Annotated in this window: 16 protein-coding genes; 10 read left to right on the top strand and 6 right to left on the bottom strand. The window is 40.6% G+C overall.

Features of this window, described 5'->3' with window-relative positions; translation table 11 throughout:
* The first annotated feature begins 14 nt into the window (after positions 1-14).
* A complete protein-coding gene (locus V7K38_RS14640) occupies positions 15-1,331 on the top strand; it encodes a hypothetical protein (protein ID WP_334858788.1) in 1,317 nt (438 codons plus the stop codon).
* A 45-nt stretch (positions 1,332-1,376) separates the two neighbouring features.
* Here the strand turns inward: V7K38_RS14640 and V7K38_RS14635 are convergent, their stop codons facing one another.
* Positions 1,377-2,372, bottom strand: coding sequence for a glycosyltransferase family 2 protein (locus V7K38_RS14635; protein WP_334858786.1), 996 nt, complete (start codon positions 2,370-2,372; stop codon positions 1,377-1,379).
* A gap of 424 nt (positions 2,373-2,796) precedes the next feature.
* Between V7K38_RS14635 and V7K38_RS14630 the strand changes: the two genes are divergently transcribed.
* From V7K38_RS14630 to V7K38_RS14610, 5 genes are all read left to right on the top strand, one after another.
* A complete protein-coding gene (locus V7K38_RS14630) occupies positions 2,797-3,771 on the top strand; it encodes a cation diffusion facilitator family transporter (RefSeq protein ID WP_334858784.1) in 975 nt (324 codons plus the stop codon).
* Between the two features lie 124 nt (positions 3,772-3,895).
* The gene (locus tag V7K38_RS14625; RefSeq protein ID WP_334858781.1) at positions 3,896-4,135 is read left to right on the top strand and encodes a hypothetical protein; all 240 of its coding nucleotides are present in this window, start codon (positions 3,896-3,898) and stop codon (positions 4,133-4,135) included.
* Positions 4,136-4,174: 39 nt separating this feature from the next.
* The gene (locus tag V7K38_RS14620) at positions 4,175-6,133 is read left to right on the top strand and encodes an alkaline phosphatase (RefSeq protein WP_334858779.1); all 1,959 of its coding nucleotides are present in this window, start codon (positions 4,175-4,177) and stop codon (positions 6,131-6,133) included.
* Positions 6,134-6,247: 114 nt separating this feature from the next.
* Positions 6,248-6,757 (top strand): PEP-CTERM sorting domain-containing protein, encoded by a 510-nt coding sequence (locus V7K38_RS14615; protein WP_334858777.1) that lies wholly within the window; start codon positions 6,248-6,250, stop codon positions 6,755-6,757.
* Between the two features lie 315 nt (positions 6,758-7,072).
* Positions 7,073-8,275, top strand: a complete 1,203-nt coding sequence (locus tag V7K38_RS14610) for an argininosuccinate synthase (protein ID WP_334858775.1) — start codon at positions 7,073-7,075, stop codon at positions 8,273-8,275.
* Positions 8,276-8,411: 136 nt separating this feature from the next.
* Here V7K38_RS14610 and V7K38_RS14605 read toward each other — a convergent pair whose 3' ends face one another.
* Positions 8,412-9,044, bottom strand: coding sequence for a DedA family protein (locus tag V7K38_RS14605; protein ID WP_334858774.1), 633 nt, complete (start codon positions 9,042-9,044; stop codon positions 8,412-8,414).
* A 490-nt stretch (positions 9,045-9,534) separates the two neighbouring features.
* On the opposite strand from V7K38_RS14605, the gene V7K38_RS14600 reads away from it, so the two are divergent.
* The gene (locus V7K38_RS14600; RefSeq protein ID WP_334858773.1) at positions 9,535-9,888 is read left to right on the top strand and encodes an STAS domain-containing protein; all 354 of its coding nucleotides are present in this window, start codon (positions 9,535-9,537) and stop codon (positions 9,886-9,888) included.
* Between the two features lie 523 nt (positions 9,889-10,411).
* Here the strand turns inward: V7K38_RS14600 and V7K38_RS14595 are convergent.
* Together V7K38_RS14595 and rpsF are read right to left on the bottom strand one after the other, a co-directional pair.
* Positions 10,412-10,972: an Npun_F5560 family protein gene (locus tag V7K38_RS14595; RefSeq protein WP_334858772.1), complete on the bottom strand. Its 561-nt coding sequence runs from the start codon at positions 10,970-10,972 to the stop codon at positions 10,412-10,414.
* Between the two features lie 220 nt (positions 10,973-11,192).
* Positions 11,193-11,567 carry a 30S ribosomal protein S6 gene (gene rpsF / locus V7K38_RS14590; protein ID WP_334858771.1) on the bottom strand — a complete coding sequence of 125 codons (375 nt, stop codon included), beginning with the start codon at positions 11,565-11,567 and terminating at the stop codon, positions 11,193-11,195.
* 404 nt (positions 11,568-11,971) lie between these two features.
* On the opposite strand from rpsF, the gene V7K38_RS14585 reads away from it, so the two are divergent.
* Positions 11,972-12,745 carry a fumarylacetoacetate hydrolase family protein gene (locus tag V7K38_RS14585; protein ID WP_334858843.1) on the top strand — a complete coding sequence of 258 codons (774 nt, stop codon included), beginning with the start codon at positions 11,972-11,974 and terminating at the stop codon, positions 12,743-12,745.
* A 3-nt stretch (positions 12,746-12,748) separates the two neighbouring features.
* Here the strand turns inward: V7K38_RS14585 and V7K38_RS14580 are convergent, their stop codons facing one another.
* Together V7K38_RS14580 and V7K38_RS14575 are read right to left on the bottom strand one after the other, a co-directional pair.
* Positions 12,749-13,225, bottom strand: a complete 477-nt coding sequence (locus V7K38_RS14580; protein ID WP_322639864.1) for a Tic20 family protein — start codon at positions 13,223-13,225, stop codon at positions 12,749-12,751.
* A gap of 81 nt (positions 13,226-13,306) precedes the next feature.
* Positions 13,307-13,504 carry a hypothetical protein gene (locus V7K38_RS14575; protein WP_334858770.1) on the bottom strand — a complete coding sequence of 66 codons (198 nt, stop codon included), beginning with the start codon at positions 13,502-13,504 and terminating at the stop codon, positions 13,307-13,309.
* Positions 13,505-14,449: 945 nt separating this feature from the next.
* On the opposite strand from V7K38_RS14575, the gene V7K38_RS14570 reads away from it, so the two are divergent.
* On the top strand, positions 14,450-17,560 hold the full coding sequence (locus tag V7K38_RS14570; protein WP_334858769.1) for a hypothetical protein: 3,111 nt from the start codon (positions 14,450-14,452) through the stop codon (positions 17,558-17,560).
* Between the two features lie 222 nt (positions 17,561-17,782).
* A complete protein-coding gene (locus V7K38_RS14565) occupies positions 17,783-17,932 on the top strand; it encodes a photosystem I reaction center subunit VIII (protein WP_334858768.1) in 150 nt (49 codons plus the stop codon).
* Positions 17,933-18,099: the final 167 nt, after the last annotated feature.

Here is an 18,099-nt window from a genome sequence, read left to right as displayed (position 1 = left end):
ATTTTAGAGAGGAATTGCCTCGTGTAGTATCCATTGGAGCTAAGGGAGCAGGCAAAACCTTTAATTACATTCAATTGTCACGTTTTAAATATTGGGAAAGTTTTTTAAATCGTATACATAAGAAAGATGCAGAATTAGAACCAGAAATATATATTTTTCCTCTCCTTCAATCAGGAAAACTGGGTGATAATGCTAGGCGTATCATCAATGAAGCTAGAAGTGAGGTTAGAGTAACCTTATCTCATAGTGTTCCTGAATTTATACATTCTGAGTATGTAGATAGGATTAAAAGAGTAATTGCAGAAGAAAACTGGAGTGAGCCACAATGGGCCGAATTTTGGATTAAAGAAATTGCTAGAACTGTGGGTATTGACTCCAATACAGAAACTGCCAAGAGTCTTAGCAGCATAAATCGTGAGTTAAAATATAAAAGATTACGTATAGTCTTTCTTTTTGATGGTTTAGAAGATATTTTTCAGAATATTGCCTCTAATAATCAAGAGAAGATAGCCTTAAAAGCTTTGATTGAAGACTTGCCAAATAAACTTTCGGAAATCAGGGAATCTAATCTAGGAGTGATAATTTTCCTGCGCCGTGATTTTCTGCGCTACACGATTACACAAAATTTGAGGCAGTTTGAGAACCTTTACCGTTCTTATGATTTATCTTGGGATCAAGATTCTTTTGTAAGGTTAGTTTTTTGGATATGTAGTGAGTCTGAAGTAATAGGTGCAGAAAAATCGAGCATTGACAATTTAAGTCGAGAAGATATTACAGAACAACTACAGAATTTATGGGGCAAAAGGCTGGGATCAGATAATGCTAAAGAAGCTTACACAGCTTTCTGGATATTTGCAGCTTTAACAGATTTTAATGGGAGGCTTCAGGCAAGAGATATTGTTCGCTTCTTGTACCATGCAGCAGACATTACAGTAAATAGAGCTAAAGAAGTGCAATTTGAAAAGTGGTCTAATAGCCGTCTTTTACCTCCTGAAGCAATCCGCCGTGCCCTTAAACCATGTAGTGAGCAGAAGGTAGATGAAGCAAAGGAAGAATATCCATCTTTCAAAACTTGGGTTGAGGAAATACTACCTAAATATCCCGCTTCTGAACGAAAAATTCCTTTTGCAGTAGAACAGTTTGAGATGGATCAGCCGACAGTGAGAATGCTAAAGGAAATGGGGGTTATTTACGAAGATAAGGAAAAGGATAACGAGGCACGATTTTATATGCCAGAAATCTTCCGTGAAGGTCTAGGCTTTTCAGGTAAAGGGGCAAGACCTCGCATAGTAGTGTTGAAGCGTAAGGTATTAGGAAAAGGGATTTTGTAATTTTATTTGTGTGTTATACCTAACTTTGTACTCTTTACTTGTCAATCACGATACTTGCTGCATTTCGGCATAGGCTTCATAGACACCCTTCACGTTGTACCAGTTGAGAAAAATTCGGGCAATTTCTAAAGCTAATTGCGGTTTACCTAAATTAATTAGCCATTGCAAAAATGGAGCCATTGTCCGTTCATTAAGTGCGCCATTGAGCGAAAGAATTCCCCAAAGTAGGCGATGCAGCCAAGTCATTTGAATCATCATTCGCACTTCCCATGTGGGATGCTTTTGATAAAACAAAACTCCCATACGTCCGCGTTGAATTTCTTGGTCAATTAATCGCGGAATTTGCTCTAAATTAAAAGCTGGATGCCAGTGATATCCTACAGCTTCTGGACATTTAATTAATGTCAAACCTAGTTTTTTTAGCCGCACACCCAATTCTAAATCTTCCCAGCCATAGAGTTGAAAACTGGTATCAAAAAGTCCGGCTTTCTCTAGCCAATGCTTAGGGATTGCTACATTTCCCGTAGCAAAAAAAGCTGCTGAAAAATCTGTGACTTTGTAGGGTTCAGCCGTTGGGTTGTCGAAATTGCAAGTATTAATAACTGCCCCGTAAGTAAAAAAGCGATCGCTCCTCAATTTTTCCTGTCCCTGCATGAGTGCGTTAGCATGAGCTTGCAAGAAATTACTCAGCACCACTAAATCACTATCAATGAAGATAATTGTGTCTCCCAGGGCTTCCTTTACCCCCAAATTTCGAGCCGCAGCTGCGCCAGCATGATCTTGCTGAAACCATCGCACATGGGAAAACTCGTCTTTGTGTGCTGCTAACCACTGCAATGTGCCATCAGTAGAACCATCATCCACCAAGACAATCTCGTAATTAGTAACCGAACTTGGCTTACTCAACTCCTGCACCTCCAAGGCACGGAGGCACTTTTCTAAAATCGGTTGGCGATTATAAGTCGGTATCACAACGCTGAAAAACACAGTCTCACCCACAACACTATAATATCCATCTCCAGGATAGGACACATACGACACTTACACTGTTCCTTAGTAGATTATAAATAATGGTTATCATTATCTTTAATAAATCGAAGTTAATTGCAACTTTTGATTACAAATAAACTTTTGTGTAATTAGTAACAAATTACATTACTAACAGGATAATTGCTGGAAATTTTAAGTATTAATCTGCTTAAATTTCTAATTTTTAACGAAAACATTACCATTTCTTAAATTAAGTACGATAATTTTTTTATAGAGACATATTTGTTATAGTTTTTGCATTTTCGTAAATTCATAAAAATATATTTTAATAAGAGATTGATTAGCAATTTGATAAATAATTATTTAATGTAGGGTGTTTAAAAATAGATATTTTGAATTAATAACATATTCACCAAATTGTCTTTTGGTAAATATGTTAAGAGCTACACTGTGCTGTAAAAAGGTTTTTTGAGTCATGTTTTCACTTCAATGGTGTGGATGTACAGAAGATTCTGTAAAAGCAATTAACAGTCAACAAAAAGCAAGGAGTTTGTGGATAACAGTAGGGTTACTCGCTGTTTTTTTTATTGCTGAATGGAGTGTGGGTCTATGGAGTCAAAGTTTATCTTTACAAGCTGATGCAGGACACATTTTATCAGATATTACGGCATTGGCGATATCGCTACTTGCTAGTTTTCTAGCACAGCAACCAGCTAAGAAAAAAGCAACCTTTGGAAATCAGCGTATCGAAGTTTTAGCAGCTTTGCTGAATGGATTAGGCTTGTTGGCGATCGCTACATTTATCATACAGGAAGCTATTCAACGTTGGCAACATCCAGCAACCATTTTGGGCTTACCAATGTTAGGGATTGCCGTATTAGGTTTAATCGTCAATCTGCTTAATATTACTTTGCTTCATCCCCACACCCACAACGATTTAAACCTGCGGGGGGCTTTGCTTCATATCATTGCTGATACTGCTAGTTCTGTGGGCGTAATTATAGCTGCTTTAACAGTTCATCTTTGGGACTGGTGGTGGGCAGATGTTGCTATTAGTTTAGTAGTTGCAATTTTTACGGGTTTAAGTGCTTTACCTTTAGTACAACAAAGTTTAAAGATTTTTTTGGAATATGCACCGGAATCAATTGACCCCGTTGAAGTAGAAATATCTCTCAAATCTTTTCCTGGCGTTGTGCAAGTAGAAAAGCTCCATATCTGGACACTTAGCTTAAACAAAATCATGCTTTGTGCCAATTTAACAGTTGAATGTACAACTATCCAAGAACGCGATCGCTTACTCAATAAGTTGGAAAATCACATCCGAAAAAGTTTTCAGATTACTGAGATAACTTTGCAGCTAACTAGCTGTATAAAATCTTCAGTACTGCCAATTCATCCTTTATTTAATCAAGATTTAGTTTTAATGCTATCTCCGAATAAAGCAAAATAAAACCGAAATATTTTTACTCAATTTCTCTAAAAGCTACTTAAATTAGCATTTTAAAATTATGTTTTTTGACATTCATTTTAATTGTCAAAGCATAGCAGCAGATTATTTACTAAGAGGTTTCCTGATGATGAACTCCATTCAAAAATCTTCCATGATTTCATTACTTAAACAGTACAAACGTACATTAGCTTGGTTTATGTCTGGTCTGGTTCTGGCAGTTTTGTTGTTCTTAGGAACATCAAATCAACAACCAGCAACAGCGACTAAACCAAGTCATGCCAAAGCCTCTACTCAGTTAGATGTGACTGCTACACACTCAGACTTTGGTGCTACTCACCTAGAACCAAATTTTTATCAGTACTAACGGCTAACACTTACTCAATTAACTCTAAGGCATACTGTAATGATTTCATTTTTGCGAAAGTACAAGCGATCGCTAGCCTTTGCCATGACTGGCTTGCTCTGTACCGTTCTGCTGGTATTTGGTAATTCTGTTTTTCAGCCGACTATGGCCGAGGGTAATGGAATTAACGTAATTATCATGATTGGCGATGGTATGGGCTGGAATATGGCACGGGCCGCAGCCGTTGCCAAAGGCGCTCCTTTTTACACAAGTGGTAAAGGCTCAGGTCTTAGCTTCCAAAACCTGACTGGATATGGATTGGTGACTACTTACGGCACAACAATTCAAGGAAATACACCAGCCAAACCAACAGATCAGCCCCACCTAACGGGTAACTCTGCTCTGGATGACTCTAATTCACTCACCGGTGCAAGTCCTGTTCGTCCCAACTTCTCATTCCAGCCTACTCCTTTTAATCCAGGCAATCGACTTGATGGCAACAGTTTGGCAGATGGTAATCTGGCCGGTTATGACATCAGTAAGGGCGGCCCTCTTCCTTGGATTCCTCTCAGCCCTGCTAATGCTGAAACTTATGACAAAGAGTACATCAAATACAGTTATCCCGACTCTGCTAATACAGCTACAACTCTGTATACAGGGGTAAAAAGCTTTAACAACGCAATGGGGGTAGACATTTACGAGAAGAAATTGAAAACCATCCTGGAAATTGCTAAGGAAAATAGTAAGTCTACAGGACTAGTTACTTCCGTACCCATTAGCCACGCAACGCCTGGTGCTGCTGCTTCTTTTGTAAATCGTCGTAGCAAATACGATAGTAAGTACGACCCTACCAAAACTAACCAAGATAGTATTCTGCAACAGACATTGCTAAACTTTCAGCCTAATGTTTTGTTGGGTGGCGGTCATCCCAAAGACTTTGACAATAAAAGTAGTACAAGTACTGCGGATGGTGTCTTTAACTATACTTATATTACAGAAGACACTTATAAACATCTCAGCAATAACCCTACGTCCAATCGTTATGGCTATACCTTTTTGGAACGTGGCCCTAATGCAACTCAGACACTACTAAACACGGCTGCTAATCTCGATCCCAATAACGGAGACAAATTATTTGGTCTATACGGTGCGCGTGGACAAGAAGGAAATCTTCCTACTAGCTCTTCTAAGGGAGACTACAGTTTGACAGGTCTGAACAACGGCTCGCTCTATAGCTCCGTTGTTAAGAGTGTAAGTCCTTGTCCATCAGGTAAGATCATTCCTGGTACATCTGGGGATTGTGTTCCTGTTGTTGATGCAGCAGGGAACCCAATTGCGGGCCCCACACCTGATACTGTCCGTCCTCTGGCTCCGGGTGAAACCGATGCTAGTTTTATCGCCAGAGAGATTAACGAAAATCCGACTTTAGCCGATCTGACCAAAGCAGCTTTAACCGTTTTAGGTAAAGACAAAGATGGCTTCTGGCTAATGGTTGAGGGAGGTGATGTAGATTGGTCTGCTCATGACAACAACATGGATAACCTAATTGGTACCATGAATGATTTTGATAAGGCAGTCCAGCAGGTTATGACTTGGGTAGAAAATCATGGTGGTTGGAGCAAGAACTTGCTACTGGTTACTGCTGACCATGACCACTATCTAACTCTGAATAATGACTTTGCGTCGAAGCTAACTCCCAATCCTGACCCGAATCAGGCTAGAGGCTTGAAGTATAACGCCAAGGATATCACTTTCAACAAACACAATCCTACCGATGCTGGTCACTTCTGGGGGTCTGATCCAAATTACAAGTACCTCTGGGGTAGCCATAGCCGCCGGGTTGTACCTGTTTACTACCAGGGTGCTTATTCATCAACTCTGACTCGATCCTTTGGACAAAAGCTTGAGTTTACAGATAGTTCTGGTACTTACAGCGCTCCCGGTGTAAGGGGTGTGGTCGATCAGACTCATCTCTTCCAAGCCATGAAAACTGCGATCGCAGGCAAGTCAATAAATTGAGTAGACACCGCTTCACTAGACACTAACTACGTTGCAGAGACGTGATAACACATGTCTCTGTCTCATAAAACTATTGCGGTATTTTTGCACCAGTTCTTTTATCAAGAGAAAAAAATGACTGACTCCATCTTCAAGAAGTTAGCAGCTGCAACGTTAGGAACTGCTTTGATTTTTTCATTGGGCGAGACTATCCCCGTTCAAGCAGCAGCCCTAACTTATAATTTTTCTAACGATGATAAAACTCTCATAGGCACTTTTTCATTCGACCAAGCAGCAGCAGCAGACGATCAAGAAGTAACCATTGCCGAAGGTTTAAAGATTTCTGCTACTTATGGTGGGAAGTTATACACTGAAGCGGATGATACTTTAGCGTCAGTTTTTACCGATTTTTCAGGAACAATTTTGAACCAAGCAGGGTTAGGGTTATATTTTACACCTAACACTTTTAATGTCTTCCGCGATAGTTTTATCGATTTGAATGATTCAAGTAGTGCCGGTGTTCAAACTGTCACTTATACAAGTATTCCAGAGCCAAGTTTGATGCTTGGATTGTCTGTATTCGGGTTGAGTTTGTTCTTGGGTAAAAAGATAGGATCTTCTAGAGCATCAAGCACAAAAGCTTAAACCAGATCATCAAGAATAAACTGTTAAGCAGTTAATTTGCATCTATTTAAAACAGGGTGGAATTATCCACCCTGTAAATTTTTAATATTTATAGGTCAATGCAGTTTAATGTGAGTTCGATGAACCTCTCCCTGACTTGAACTTTTGTCTAGAAACGATCACAATTTTATTTAATTTATGAAAATCGTAAGGCTCAGATTCCCGGCTTCTCTAAGATGTTGGGAATTTTATTATTCAGTTGCATGAATAAAATATACCTGGATTAGTTCAGATATAATAATGACTCATTCTTTGTTGTCCTAAGTGGAGAAATTAATGGGTCGCGCCAAAAAAGTTGTTCTGGCATATTCTGGCGGAGTAGATACTTCGGTTTGCATCCCTTACCTTAAACAGGAGTGGGGTGTGGAAGAGGTGATTACCCTAGCAGCAGATTTAGGTCAGGGAGATGAATTAGAGCTAGTTCGAGAAAAAGCTCTGAAATCGGGTGCAAGTGAATCACTCGTGGCGGATGTCAAAGACAGCTTCGTTAAAGATTACGCCTTTGGAGCGATTCAAGCCAACGCCCTTTATGAAAATCGTTATCCTCTAGGAACTGCTCTTGCCCGTCCACTGATTGCTAAGGTATTAGTAGAAACGGCTGAAAAATATGGTGCTGATGCGATCGCTCACGGTTGCACCGGCAAAGGTAACGATCAGGTTCGTTTTGATGTCTCTGTAACTGCCCTCAACCCCAACCTGAAGATCCTCGCACCCGCCAGAGAATGGGGTATGAGCCGCGAGGAAACCATCGCTTATGGTGAGAAATTTGGTATCCCCTCACCAGTCAAAAAATCTTCCCCCTATAGCATTGACAAAAATTTGCTCGGTCGTAGTATTGAAGCTGGGTTACTCGAAGATCCCTCATTTGAGCCACCAGAAGAAATCTATGAGATGACCAAAGCGATCGCTGATACTCCCAACGAGCCAGAATACATCGAAATTGGTTTCCACGGTGGTATTCCCACAACCATCAACGGCATAGCTCAAAAGCCAGTTGAGCTAATTGAACAACTCAATCAGCTTGTCGGAAATCACGGCATTGGACGGATTGATATGATTGAAAACCGTCTGGTGGGAATCAAATCGCGGGAAATCTACGAATCACCCGCGATGTTAGTGCTAATTCAGGCACATAGGGATTTAGAAAGCTTGACTTTAACAGCAGATGTCACCCATTACAAGCGTGGCATTGAAGAAACTTACAGCCAAATCGTTTACAACGGTCTGTGGTACAGTCCACTCAAAGTTGCACTAGATGCCTTTATTCAAAAGACACAAGAGCGAGTCTCTGGAACTGTGCGAATGAAGTTATTCAAGGGCAACTTCACGGTAGTTGGGCGTTCGAGCGATAATTCCCTCTATACTCCTGATTTGGCAACCTACGGAGCCGAAGATCAATTCGATCACAAAGCGGCTGAAGGGTTTATCTATGTTTGGGGGCTACCAACTCGCATTTGGTCACAGCAAGTTAAAAGTTAGCAGTTATTAAGAGTTAGGAGTTAGGAGTTAAAAATGCAAAATACAAAAGTGAAAATTAAAAAAATAACTTTTGTACAGACGCGATTAATCGCGTCTCTCCAAACTCCTGTACAGACGCGATTAATCGCGCCTCTTTTTACTCTTCACTACTCGCTTCTTTAACTTGGCGAGACTCTAACCACAGGGGTACAACAATTAAGGCAGTGATGATTAGTAAGGCTGCGATCGCAAATTGACCCACCCAAGCAACCAATTGTTCTAGAGAAATAATTTTCCCAGCAAAGAAAGCTAATGTCACCATCACACTAGCCCAAGCAGCTGCTCCTAAAAAGTTGTATAAAAAGAATTTTCCAAAGGGCATTTCGGCTATACCAGCTAGTGGTGCCGCAAAAACTCGCAACAAAGCTAAAAAACGTCCAAAAAATACAGCTTTAGCAGCATTTTGACTAAATTGATCTTTAATAGCCAGCAGCCGCACTTCAGAAATTCGGAATATGCTACCAACTTTTACCAGAAAAGCCCAACCGCTAACTTTACCAATCCAATAACCACAAGTGCCACCAATTACAGCACCCATAATTGCATCACCGAGAACCAGCCAGTAATTTAGTTCATCGCTGCCAGCTAGAAAACCGCCCACTAAGGTGACGGTTTCGCCAGGAAGGGGAATGCCTAAATTTTCTAGCAAAATTCCCAAAAAAATTGCCCAATACCCGTAACTATGGGCCACTTCCTGGATATTTTCTAGTGAAATCAGTTCTAAAGACATTCCGCACCACCGTCTTTACAAATTTTTACTTTTACTATATCTTTGCTTGTTTTTGGGCGGGGTGTCAATCAAACCGCTACATTAACTCATTCTGCCATCAGTTTAATTCTGAGTAATCCATAGCTTCTACTCTATGGAAACTATTAATTTTTGAATATTAACTATAAAAATTCTAGCACCATATACCACAATTTAATTTTATTTAAAAATAAATAAAAAAAAAATACAAATACTTTATAAATACCTAGTTAAGTTATGAAAATTTTGTAAAAGATATGCTTGATACCGAAATTATTAGGAGCTTATGCCTATATTTATGAAAGTTATCACAAATTATACGGTATGAATACTGAAATAATTATTCTCAATTGCAGGGCTGTAATACCCGTAAATATCTGGGTAAAGCAGTAATTTTGCCGTTGAAAGATGAAGATGTATTTATGTCATTTTTCGATTTCTAATCAAGTATTCCAACTACCTTGTAAAATTCATGACTCATACACAAGAACTTGAAGTGATTTTGTTCAAACCCCAAGCAAGCATAGATTTAGAAGGCGGTATGGCTTTGAGTGAACAAATGTCTGGAGTAGTACCCCAATCTCATCAACTCTGGGTTATCGACTTAGCAAAAGTTAATTTTATGGATAGTTCTGGGCTAGTCCCCTTGGTAAAAGGGCTAAAAGCTGCACGCCAAAGTGGTTGTCGTTTGGTTTTATGCAACGTAAAAGCTCCTGTGCGGCTAATTTTGGAACTCACGCAACTAGATACGGTGTTTGAAATTTTTAATACCTATGAAGATATTTTTACCCCTTTCGAAGATAACAGTCTGGTGCTAGTAGCCTAGACAATAAATCTATCTTTAGAAGGATGGTGAAGCCAAACAATATCTGAATTTTTTCACATTTCCTAAATAGATCCTCACATCTTTAAAGATTGCAGTCTGGTGCTAGCAGGCTGGTTTTTTATTTTATCTAGAAAAAAATGTTGAGGAAAGCTCATAGTTTTGTAGTTAGAACTAAAAGCAAGAGAGGCAGGAGCTTGGCTAGTAGGACAATCTTCTAACCAGTAGAGATGGTGAAGGCGTTAGTAAGTCAGTAAGCTCTGGGGTTTTCTATGTCACTTGCTACCTTACGGATTACCCATCCTGGCGCGGATTTATTTAGCGTAGGATAAAGTACAAGCCTCTTAAACCATCCAATTGAGCAGAGCGATTCTGAACAAATTGGCGCAGCAGCAACGACAGGATAAGGATAAGAGGCAAGCAAGGTTATAACATCAGCCATTACATTATTTCTAACTGTATAGTTATTTTTGCCTTTACCAAGTGCTAGTTTCTATATCTTCAAGATTCCAGTATTATGGCAATTTTAGGCATTTTGAGGAGTCGAAATGTTAGTTTGTTCCGACACTGGGCGGGGAAAATTTGGCAAATCAATCCCACTGTGACTAGCATTGCGAGTTTTGAGTGCTAAACGGTAACTCACACTTTGCAGTTCTGCTTGCAGCTGGCGATTTTCCCGTTGTAGCATTGCTACCTTTTCTCTCACTGGTGTCATTCGTTCTTCAAATTTTCGACGGTAAATTTGAGGTAACTCTTGTACTACTTGCTCTAACATCCGAGTGCGATCTGTAAGTTCTTGAACTGACTGTCGCAATTGGTAAATTTCGGAGTCACGAGTTGTAATTTGCTCTTGGTAGAACGCCACCTGCTGCTCTACAGCTTGGAGTTGTTCTTGCAAAGCTTGTAGCTGGCTAAAATCACGCTCAGGCTCCGGCTGCTGGGGCATAAAACTAGTATTACCCTTTACCAGCCGGAAGAGTTCTTGAGATAGTTGTTGTACTAATTGATCGCGAAGTTGCAACTCTTGGCGTAGCTGCGACACTTCCGTAGAGAGAACTTGAATATTGGGTGTATCAGATTGGCTCACAGTAGCTTAAAGCTCCCATTCAGAATCTTGTCCACTCTTAGGTATAACTGCGGGAGTACTACCTTTGGCAAGTATTTGTTAATTTAACATTCCCAGATTAGTCACGGAAAAAGAAAAAGACAAAATTTTACTGAATGGGAATTGGGGATTAGGGATTGGGGATTGGGAAGAATAACATTTCCTCTTTCCCCTCTGCTCCCTGCTCCCTACTCCCTACTCCTTAAACTGAAACTGGAACTGGAACTGGAACTGGTGCAGCTACTTTAGTGGGCTTTTCCTTTTCCTCTTTAGGGGGTTTTTCCTCTCCGATTTCCTGCTTAACTGTCAAATAGCGAATTACTTCTTCACTCAAGCGCATGGCGCGTTCAAAGGGAGCGATCGCAGTTGCAGGCGCACTGTAGTTTAACTGGATATAGATACCATCGCGGTGTTTTTTGATTTCATAAGCTAAACGACGCTTACCACGATTTTGAATTTGGATATCTTCAGCGCCTTGATCGCGAAGCAAATTCTGATATTTAGCAATTGCTTGCTCTGCCTGCTCGTCTCCTAGGTCAGGACGCAGGATGTACATTGTTTCGTAACTTGTAGTCATATTTTCTAGTTTCCTTATGGACAAAAACGGTTGCTGATTTTAATTTATACTTGATTTAAATTTTAAATACCAGTATTAATCAACATCGGAAGCAACAAGGAACTATAATCTTACCAGTTTTCAATTTTGTTTCATTAGCCAAATCGCCGAAGTTTGGATTTTTTGGATGTCCCTAATGAAAACTAGGTGGTGAGGCGATCGCCAGATTTCTTTACCTGATTCCAAAATGAGCCTCTCGCTGACCCCAAAGGGAAGTGAGGAGACGCAACGGGTATTCTTTTTCTTCTAAGAGCATCTATAGCGGCTTTCAGGCTCAAGGCTAAATCGATTTGCTAAAAAGCTCACTGAGAATTGCTACTCGCTCACAGTTTCTAATCGCAGATAAAAGGATATTTATCAAAGTTATGGCGCAACGCTATGTGCGAATTCAAAATCAAGAAGGACAGATATACTATGGGATACTACAACTATCCCTGAATGTGCAGGTGCTAGATGCTCCGCCCTGGTTACAAGGACAACCCACTGATTTAACTTTGACACCAGGAAATTACCAAATTCTGGCTCCTTGCGCTCCCTCAAAAATTGTGGCAGTGGGTAAGAATTATGCAGATCATGCGGCTGAAATGGGAACTTCAGTACCTTCAGAGCCACTAATATTTTTCAAGCCACCCACGTCTATCATTCCCTCTGAGAAGGAAATTAAGTATCCTCCGCAGTCACAAAGGGTTGATTACGAAGGAGAGTTAGCTTTAGTAATCGGTGATTATGCCTTTGAATGTACACCACAGGTAGCCCAAACCAAAATTTGGGGCTATACCATCGCTAATGATGTGACAGCAAGGGATTTACAAAAACTGGATGGTCAATGGACACGAGCCAAAGGTTTTGATACTTTCTGTCCTTTGGGCCCTTGGATTGTGCGGGAGTTAAATCCAGGAGCAAGATTACAGACTTTTGTGAATGACGACGCTAACCCAGTCCAATCCGCCTGTATCGATCAGATGGTGTTTTCCCCCGATGTTATAGTTTCGTATATTAGCCAGGTTATGACGCTACTACCTGGTGATTTGATACTTACAGGTACGCCAGAGGGTGTAAGTCCATTGCATCCAGGCGATCGCGTGCGTGTCGAAATTGAAGGTATTGGTCGCCTGGAAAACACCGTAGTGGCTCGTTAACCACTAGCGTACTTGCATGTACACTGCATCGGAAATTGCCGGGATTTCTGCATAACGCCCGCTTACAGACTGGATGACTGAATATGCAACTGCCCCCACTATGCCAATAAAAATGGTTGTGGATAAGGTTTGGATTGCAAAACCACCAACGGGAATTAGCCCCACAACATCAGTGAGGATGTTAAACAAAAAGATAATGATGTCCAAAAGGATTGCTTGCATCGTATTGAAACGAATAAAGTGACTAATTTTTTCGTTTCTGACTACCAGCAAAAATAAAGCAAAGAAAATAATCATTCCTGCATAACGCACACCGTAGTAAATTCTCAACAATGGTATAAGCGGCAGAAACAGTAGTTGTAGCGGTGGAAAATCTGAGAATAAATATCTGCCAAATACAAAAACCTCAATTAGAGGAAGCAAATAAGGCAGGCAAGCAAAAATCCGATCTGAAACCGTTGTAGATCCGCGCCAAGACATTATGCGTTCTCCTGTGGTTAAATTTATATAGTTACTTGAGCTTAGGATAACGCAGTTGCCTGGTCTTGCTGGCAAATTAAACTATTCTATATGGGCGATGCGAAAGCCCATCATGCACTCATACTCGTCTGGTTGCTGTTGAGTAAGTTTGCGAATGACTTGACCACAACGCAGTTTACCTCCACGCCAACGGGGTTGACCGCTTCTGTCAGCGAGTAAACAAGACTGGCAAACTTGCTCAGGGGCAAGGATTTGCTCGTCCATTAAAATGACTAGCATCGAATCCCTCCTGTAAATCCTTATTGTCACCTACATTTCACTCAGGTGAGGATACATACATGCTTAAACCGTTTTAAGTAGGTTGGGCGGGTGCTGGGCGGTTAAGTTTGTGATTTCCGATGACGCTTTGCATGTATCAGAGGCGATCGCACAGGACACTTAGAATAATTCGTAATTCGTAATTATGTTTTATGACGGGGATTTAAACCCCACGCGCATTACCTGCTGCCCTAATTAGGCAGGGGACTTAAACTAGGCTGTTAACTTTGATGAGATTTACCCATTTTTTATTCATACAATTTTGGTGTCATCATCGGTGAACAAATTAAATGAGTAATGAGTAATAAGTAATGGGTATTTACTCATTACTCATTACTTAAAGAACGCGAAAAATAACTTTTTCCACTGGAAATTTTACTCCTCTTGGATTGGAAAGTATTGTGCATGAATTTTTAACCCCTGAAAAGGTGCAAAGTTAACAGCCTAGACTTAAACCCCCAAATTTAGTTAAAAAGCTAGACCCTACCTCTTTGTAGCAAAAATGTGGAAGACCACAATTCACTAACACTTGTCAAGTGAATCTTAATTTTTTATTCTATGTTCTGTCTATGGTAAATTGGAAATTTTAGTAAAAAATAATACAAGAATATTTGCGTTAAGTTGAGCAGAGATAGCCTTGGCTATCCATTGCATCCCCGTTAATTTAGCGCTGGAGAATGTCAAAGTTAATATTCAGGAAGCAATAAAAGCTTTGCACACAAGCAAGATGGCGATCTATTGAAAGTCTTTTGACGCGAGTATTTAAATAGCCACAAGTCAAGTAAGTAAAGCTGAGTTAACTAGATAGCCATTTAAGGGGTGCATTTATAAAATACTGGGGTAAACTTGCAAGCAAGTTAATACACAATATTACTCGGCGGCTCGTCGGTCTGGGCATCACTCACAATGGAACACTGGCAATTTCTGATACAGGAACAAGGCGATCGCTCGTGGCATATCCTAGAATCGCCAAATTTGGGAATTTTGGAAGGGCAGTATAGAGTTTTGGCTCGTTCTAGTCTTCTTAATACAGACGTAGAAGTGCGAGTAACTCACTCTTCAACCCACGAAATTCAACCAACGCGGCGAATTTTTAAGCGATCGCGTCGCACTAATTCAGAAGGCTTAATAGCGGTAATTCCCTTTACCTATTTTGATGCGGGGATTTGGGAGTTGCGCTGTAGCGGCGATTTGATGTCGGATCTATTCGGTAAACCTTGGCAATACAGTGTCCAAATTAAAGTATTGTCCCAGGAAGAAAAAGCAGAGCAAAGGAAAAAAATAGAATCAAATTTACTCGAACGGCTAGATACTGTTTCTGAAAACTTAGATTCTGCCCCAGCAGAACCCGTAATTAACTTAGATGAAGCGATCGCAGTTTCCGCAGAATTTGAAATTACTACAGTTGTTCCAGATGAAAGGAATTTGGATACTGTCCCAACAGAACCCGTAATTAACTTAGATGAAGCGATCGCAGTTTCCGCAGAATTTGAAATTACTACAGTTGTTCCAGATGAAGGGAACTTGGATACTGTCCCAACAGAACCCGTAATTAACTTAGATGAAGCGATCGCAGTTACCGCAGAATTGGCAATTACTACAGTTGTTCCAGATGAAGGAAACTTAGATACTGTCCCAGCAGAACCCGCAATTAACTTAGATAAAGCGATCGCAGTTACCGCAGAATTTGAAATTACTACAGTTGTTCCAGATGAAGGAAACTTAGATACTGTCCCAGCAGAACCCGTAATTAACTTAGATGAAGCGATCGCAGTTTCCGCAGAATTTGAAATTACTACAGTTGTTCCAGATGAAGGGAATTTGGATACTGTCCCAACAAAACCCGTAATTAACTTAGATGAAGCGATCGCAGTTTCCGCAGAATTGGCAATTGCTACAGACAGTAACTCTGCTAACACTGTTCTGCAAGATAAAACGGAAGAAGATATAGTTATCGATGAGCCTGTGAGTCCTGTATGGCTCAAAGGTGAGACGGCAGAGCAGATTTTACAAGATTTGATAGATTTAGCTTTACCCAGTTCTGAACTGCTTGCCAAAGATGAAACAGAAGAAGATTTTCCAGCAACAGAACCACCATTATTGTTAACTTTAGAGCGAGATACTTATATTGCGCGTTGGGGACAAGCTCTTACAATCAATGGGCGCATAGAATTTAAAGACAATACACATTTAGACCAGGCTGAAACATTATCTGCAAAAATCCTGCGGACGCTTGAACTAGGAATTGAATTGCGATCGCCCTTAGAGTCAAAAATCTTAACCCAGGTACAGCACTTACCGGATCAGGAATTGCCTTTCACCATCAATACCTCAATTGATATTCCTGCTGACTTTGAATCAAAGTTAATATTGGCAGATATCAGTTTGTATGGTCGATTCGCTGATATCGATCAAATCATTCGATTAGCCAGCCAATCCTTCACCATTACAGCAGATGTAACAGAACTACTGGCAATCACAGCCGCAGCAAAACCTAGTACATCCTTAAATGACACCATAGCCTCATCGGATTCGGCTGATGCTTTCACAGAGCCAGAGACTACCGTAAGGATCGATTTGAAACTATTCAATTTAGTCAAGATTCCAAAAACAGACCAGTCCCAAATACTCAATCCATCTCCAAATACAGCCCTACCACCACAAATTAACCTGCAAGTTCTCCGAGAAACCACTCTGCGGACATCTAAAAATTCAGGCACTTCGCCTCAATTGCCGAAATTGCCACCTGTTCAAATCGATGTCAACCCTCCCACAGATGTTGTTGCAGAACCCCCTACAGAAGAGGAGCTTCTAGAAAAGGATACTACTATAGCTGCTATCAACTTGGAGCAGTTAGTCATCAAGCAACGTCGAATGCCAATACTCAATACCACTTTTCCATACTTGAGACGGGTACAAGCTTTGCCAGATGATGTAGAAGAAGTAAAAAATAATGTTCCCCCAGATCCATTGGAAGTTCAAGCAGCTGGAGACTTCCCGCAGTTGGACGTAATCGTAGCTGAAGATGAAAATATATCTCAATTAGTAGTAGATCATGCACAATTTCAGGAGGAATTTGTTGCTGAGGTAGAAACTCAACCAAATCCACAATTTATTACAAGAGGCAACCTCTATTCATCTCCTCTGCTGAGGAAGTGGATGCAGAGTCAAGGATACTCTTTGCCTGAATCTATCAATGAAATAGAACCTCAATACAAAGATAGCTATGTTCCAGCCCAGCAAACTCAGCTTTTGCTTAGTGCTGGAACTCCCAATGTTGATGTCAACTTACCATTAAACCTGGATGCTGACACAGACACGCGAGAAGAAGCTCAAGAGTCAGTTTTTGAGCTTGAGAATCTTGAGGAAGAGGCAGACACAGCAAAGGAAGCTGATTTAGAGGCAGTGGAAAATACGGTAGTAGAAAAAGTATCTGAACCAGCACTTTCAACGGCTCTGGTAAGGCAACTACCACCTCCCCCTCCTCCGATAAAAGTAAATATAGCCTCAGCTTGGTTGGCGCAAGAAATCGTTGTAGATGATATAGATAGTGAACTGGAAGCCGATGCAACGAATAATTACTCTTTGGAAGAAGAGACGCAACGACTGTTAGGTTTATCCTCTTCTCGCTCCATAACTGCGGGAGCTATTGAACCTCTGCCAATTCCACAACTACATGTACCAGAAGGCGAACTAATCGCCGACAAATTTATCATTGTGCGCATAGTACTGCCTGAAGTACCTCCCCAAGTAGTTGTGAAGTTATGGGTTGAAGACTGTCAAACTCGCTGGCTACTAGATGGCCCCCATTTGTTGACAAATTTACAACCTAATGTGTTGGGAGAATTGGAAGTAATGACCCAATTAAAGATTCCCTTTGGCTGTTTGGAAATTCGTATAGAAGCGATCGCACTCGATCTAACAACCCTACAAGAAAGCCACAAAGTCACAATAGTTAGGACTGTGATTCCTCCAGACTTGCCAAACTTGCAGCTAGATGAACTACTGGGTATGTAATTTAGGAGATTGGGAATTGGGCATTGGGCATTGGGCATTGGTTATTAATTCTTCCCCCTCATCTCCCTCATCTCCCTCATCTCCCTCATCTTCCCCTGCTCCCCTGCTCCCCTTGTCTCCCAAAATGGGCTGTGTTAAAAATATGAAAGAATTTCAAAAATCTGGCAGAATTTGCAGTAAGCTCATTTTGAATTGTAGTGTTACTTAGCAGGAACTTTTACTATGGCAGTTTCTTTTTTGCCTTCTATCTTGGCTAGTACTTCGTACTTGTCTCCTATCTTCATTTCCATAATTGGTTGGGTTTTGCCAGGTGTGGTCTTCGCGTTTCTATTTTTATACATTGAAAGCGACGATATCAGCGATATTAAGTGATACTGCTGTAGTCATGAGTTATGAGTCATTTGCAAAAAACAAATGACAAAGGACAATGACTACTGACCAAAATTAATACCGCCTATCTCATAGAGACAGGCGGTTTTTTTTTAACGTTGATTTCTCAACAGATGCTGGAAAATTCTAACTTATAGTGAGTGTTCGGT

Source organism: Nostoc sp. (assembly GCF_036917465.1).
Taxonomy (GTDB): Bacteria; Cyanobacteriota; Cyanobacteriia; order Cyanobacteriales; family Nostocaceae; genus Nostoc.
The sequence above is the reverse complement of the archived record's forward strand: the minus strand, read 5'-3'. Positions and strand labels throughout refer to the sequence as shown.

Excerpts from the sequence above, each read along its gene's own strand:
- V7K38_RS14605 (WP_334858774.1), bottom strand. The coding sequence starts at position 9,044 with ATGTCTTTAGAACTGATTTCACTAGAAAATATCCAGGAAGTGGCCCAT.
- V7K38_RS14610 (WP_334858775.1), top strand. The coding sequence starts at position 7,073 with ATGGGTCGCGCCAAAAAAGTTGTTCTGGCATATTCTGGCGGAGTAGAT.
- V7K38_RS14575 (WP_334858770.1), bottom strand. The coding sequence starts at position 13,504 with ATGCTAGTCATTTTAATGGACGAGCAAATCCTTGCCCCTGAGCAAGTT.
- V7K38_RS14580 (WP_322639864.1), bottom strand. The coding sequence starts at position 13,225 with ATGTCTTGGCGCGGATCTACAACGGTTTCAGATCGGATTTTTGCTTGC.
- V7K38_RS14585 (WP_334858843.1), top strand. The coding sequence starts at position 11,972 with ATGGCGCAACGCTATGTGCGAATTCAAAATCAAGAAGGACAGATATAC.
- V7K38_RS14630 (WP_334858784.1), top strand. The coding sequence starts at position 2,797 with ATGTTTTCACTTCAATGGTGTGGATGTACAGAAGATTCTGTAAAAGCA.
- rpsF (WP_334858771.1), bottom strand. The coding sequence starts at position 11,567 with ATGACTACAAGTTACGAAACAATGTACATCCTGCGTCCTGACCTAGGA.
- V7K38_RS14620 (WP_334858779.1), top strand. The coding sequence starts at position 4,175 with ATGATTTCATTTTTGCGAAAGTACAAGCGATCGCTAGCCTTTGCCATG.
- V7K38_RS14570 (WP_334858769.1), top strand. The coding sequence starts at position 14,450 with ATGGAACACTGGCAATTTCTGATACAGGAACAAGGCGATCGCTCGTGG.
- V7K38_RS14600 (WP_334858773.1), top strand. The coding sequence starts at position 9,535 with ATGACTCATACACAAGAACTTGAAGTGATTTTGTTCAAACCCCAAGCA.
- V7K38_RS14565 (WP_334858768.1), top strand. The coding sequence starts at position 17,783 with ATGGCAGTTTCTTTTTTGCCTTCTATCTTGGCTAGTACTTCGTACTTG.
- V7K38_RS14615 (WP_334858777.1), top strand. The coding sequence starts at position 6,248 with ATGACTGACTCCATCTTCAAGAAGTTAGCAGCTGCAACGTTAGGAACT.
- V7K38_RS14625 (WP_334858781.1), top strand. The coding sequence starts at position 3,896 with ATGATGAACTCCATTCAAAAATCTTCCATGATTTCATTACTTAAACAG.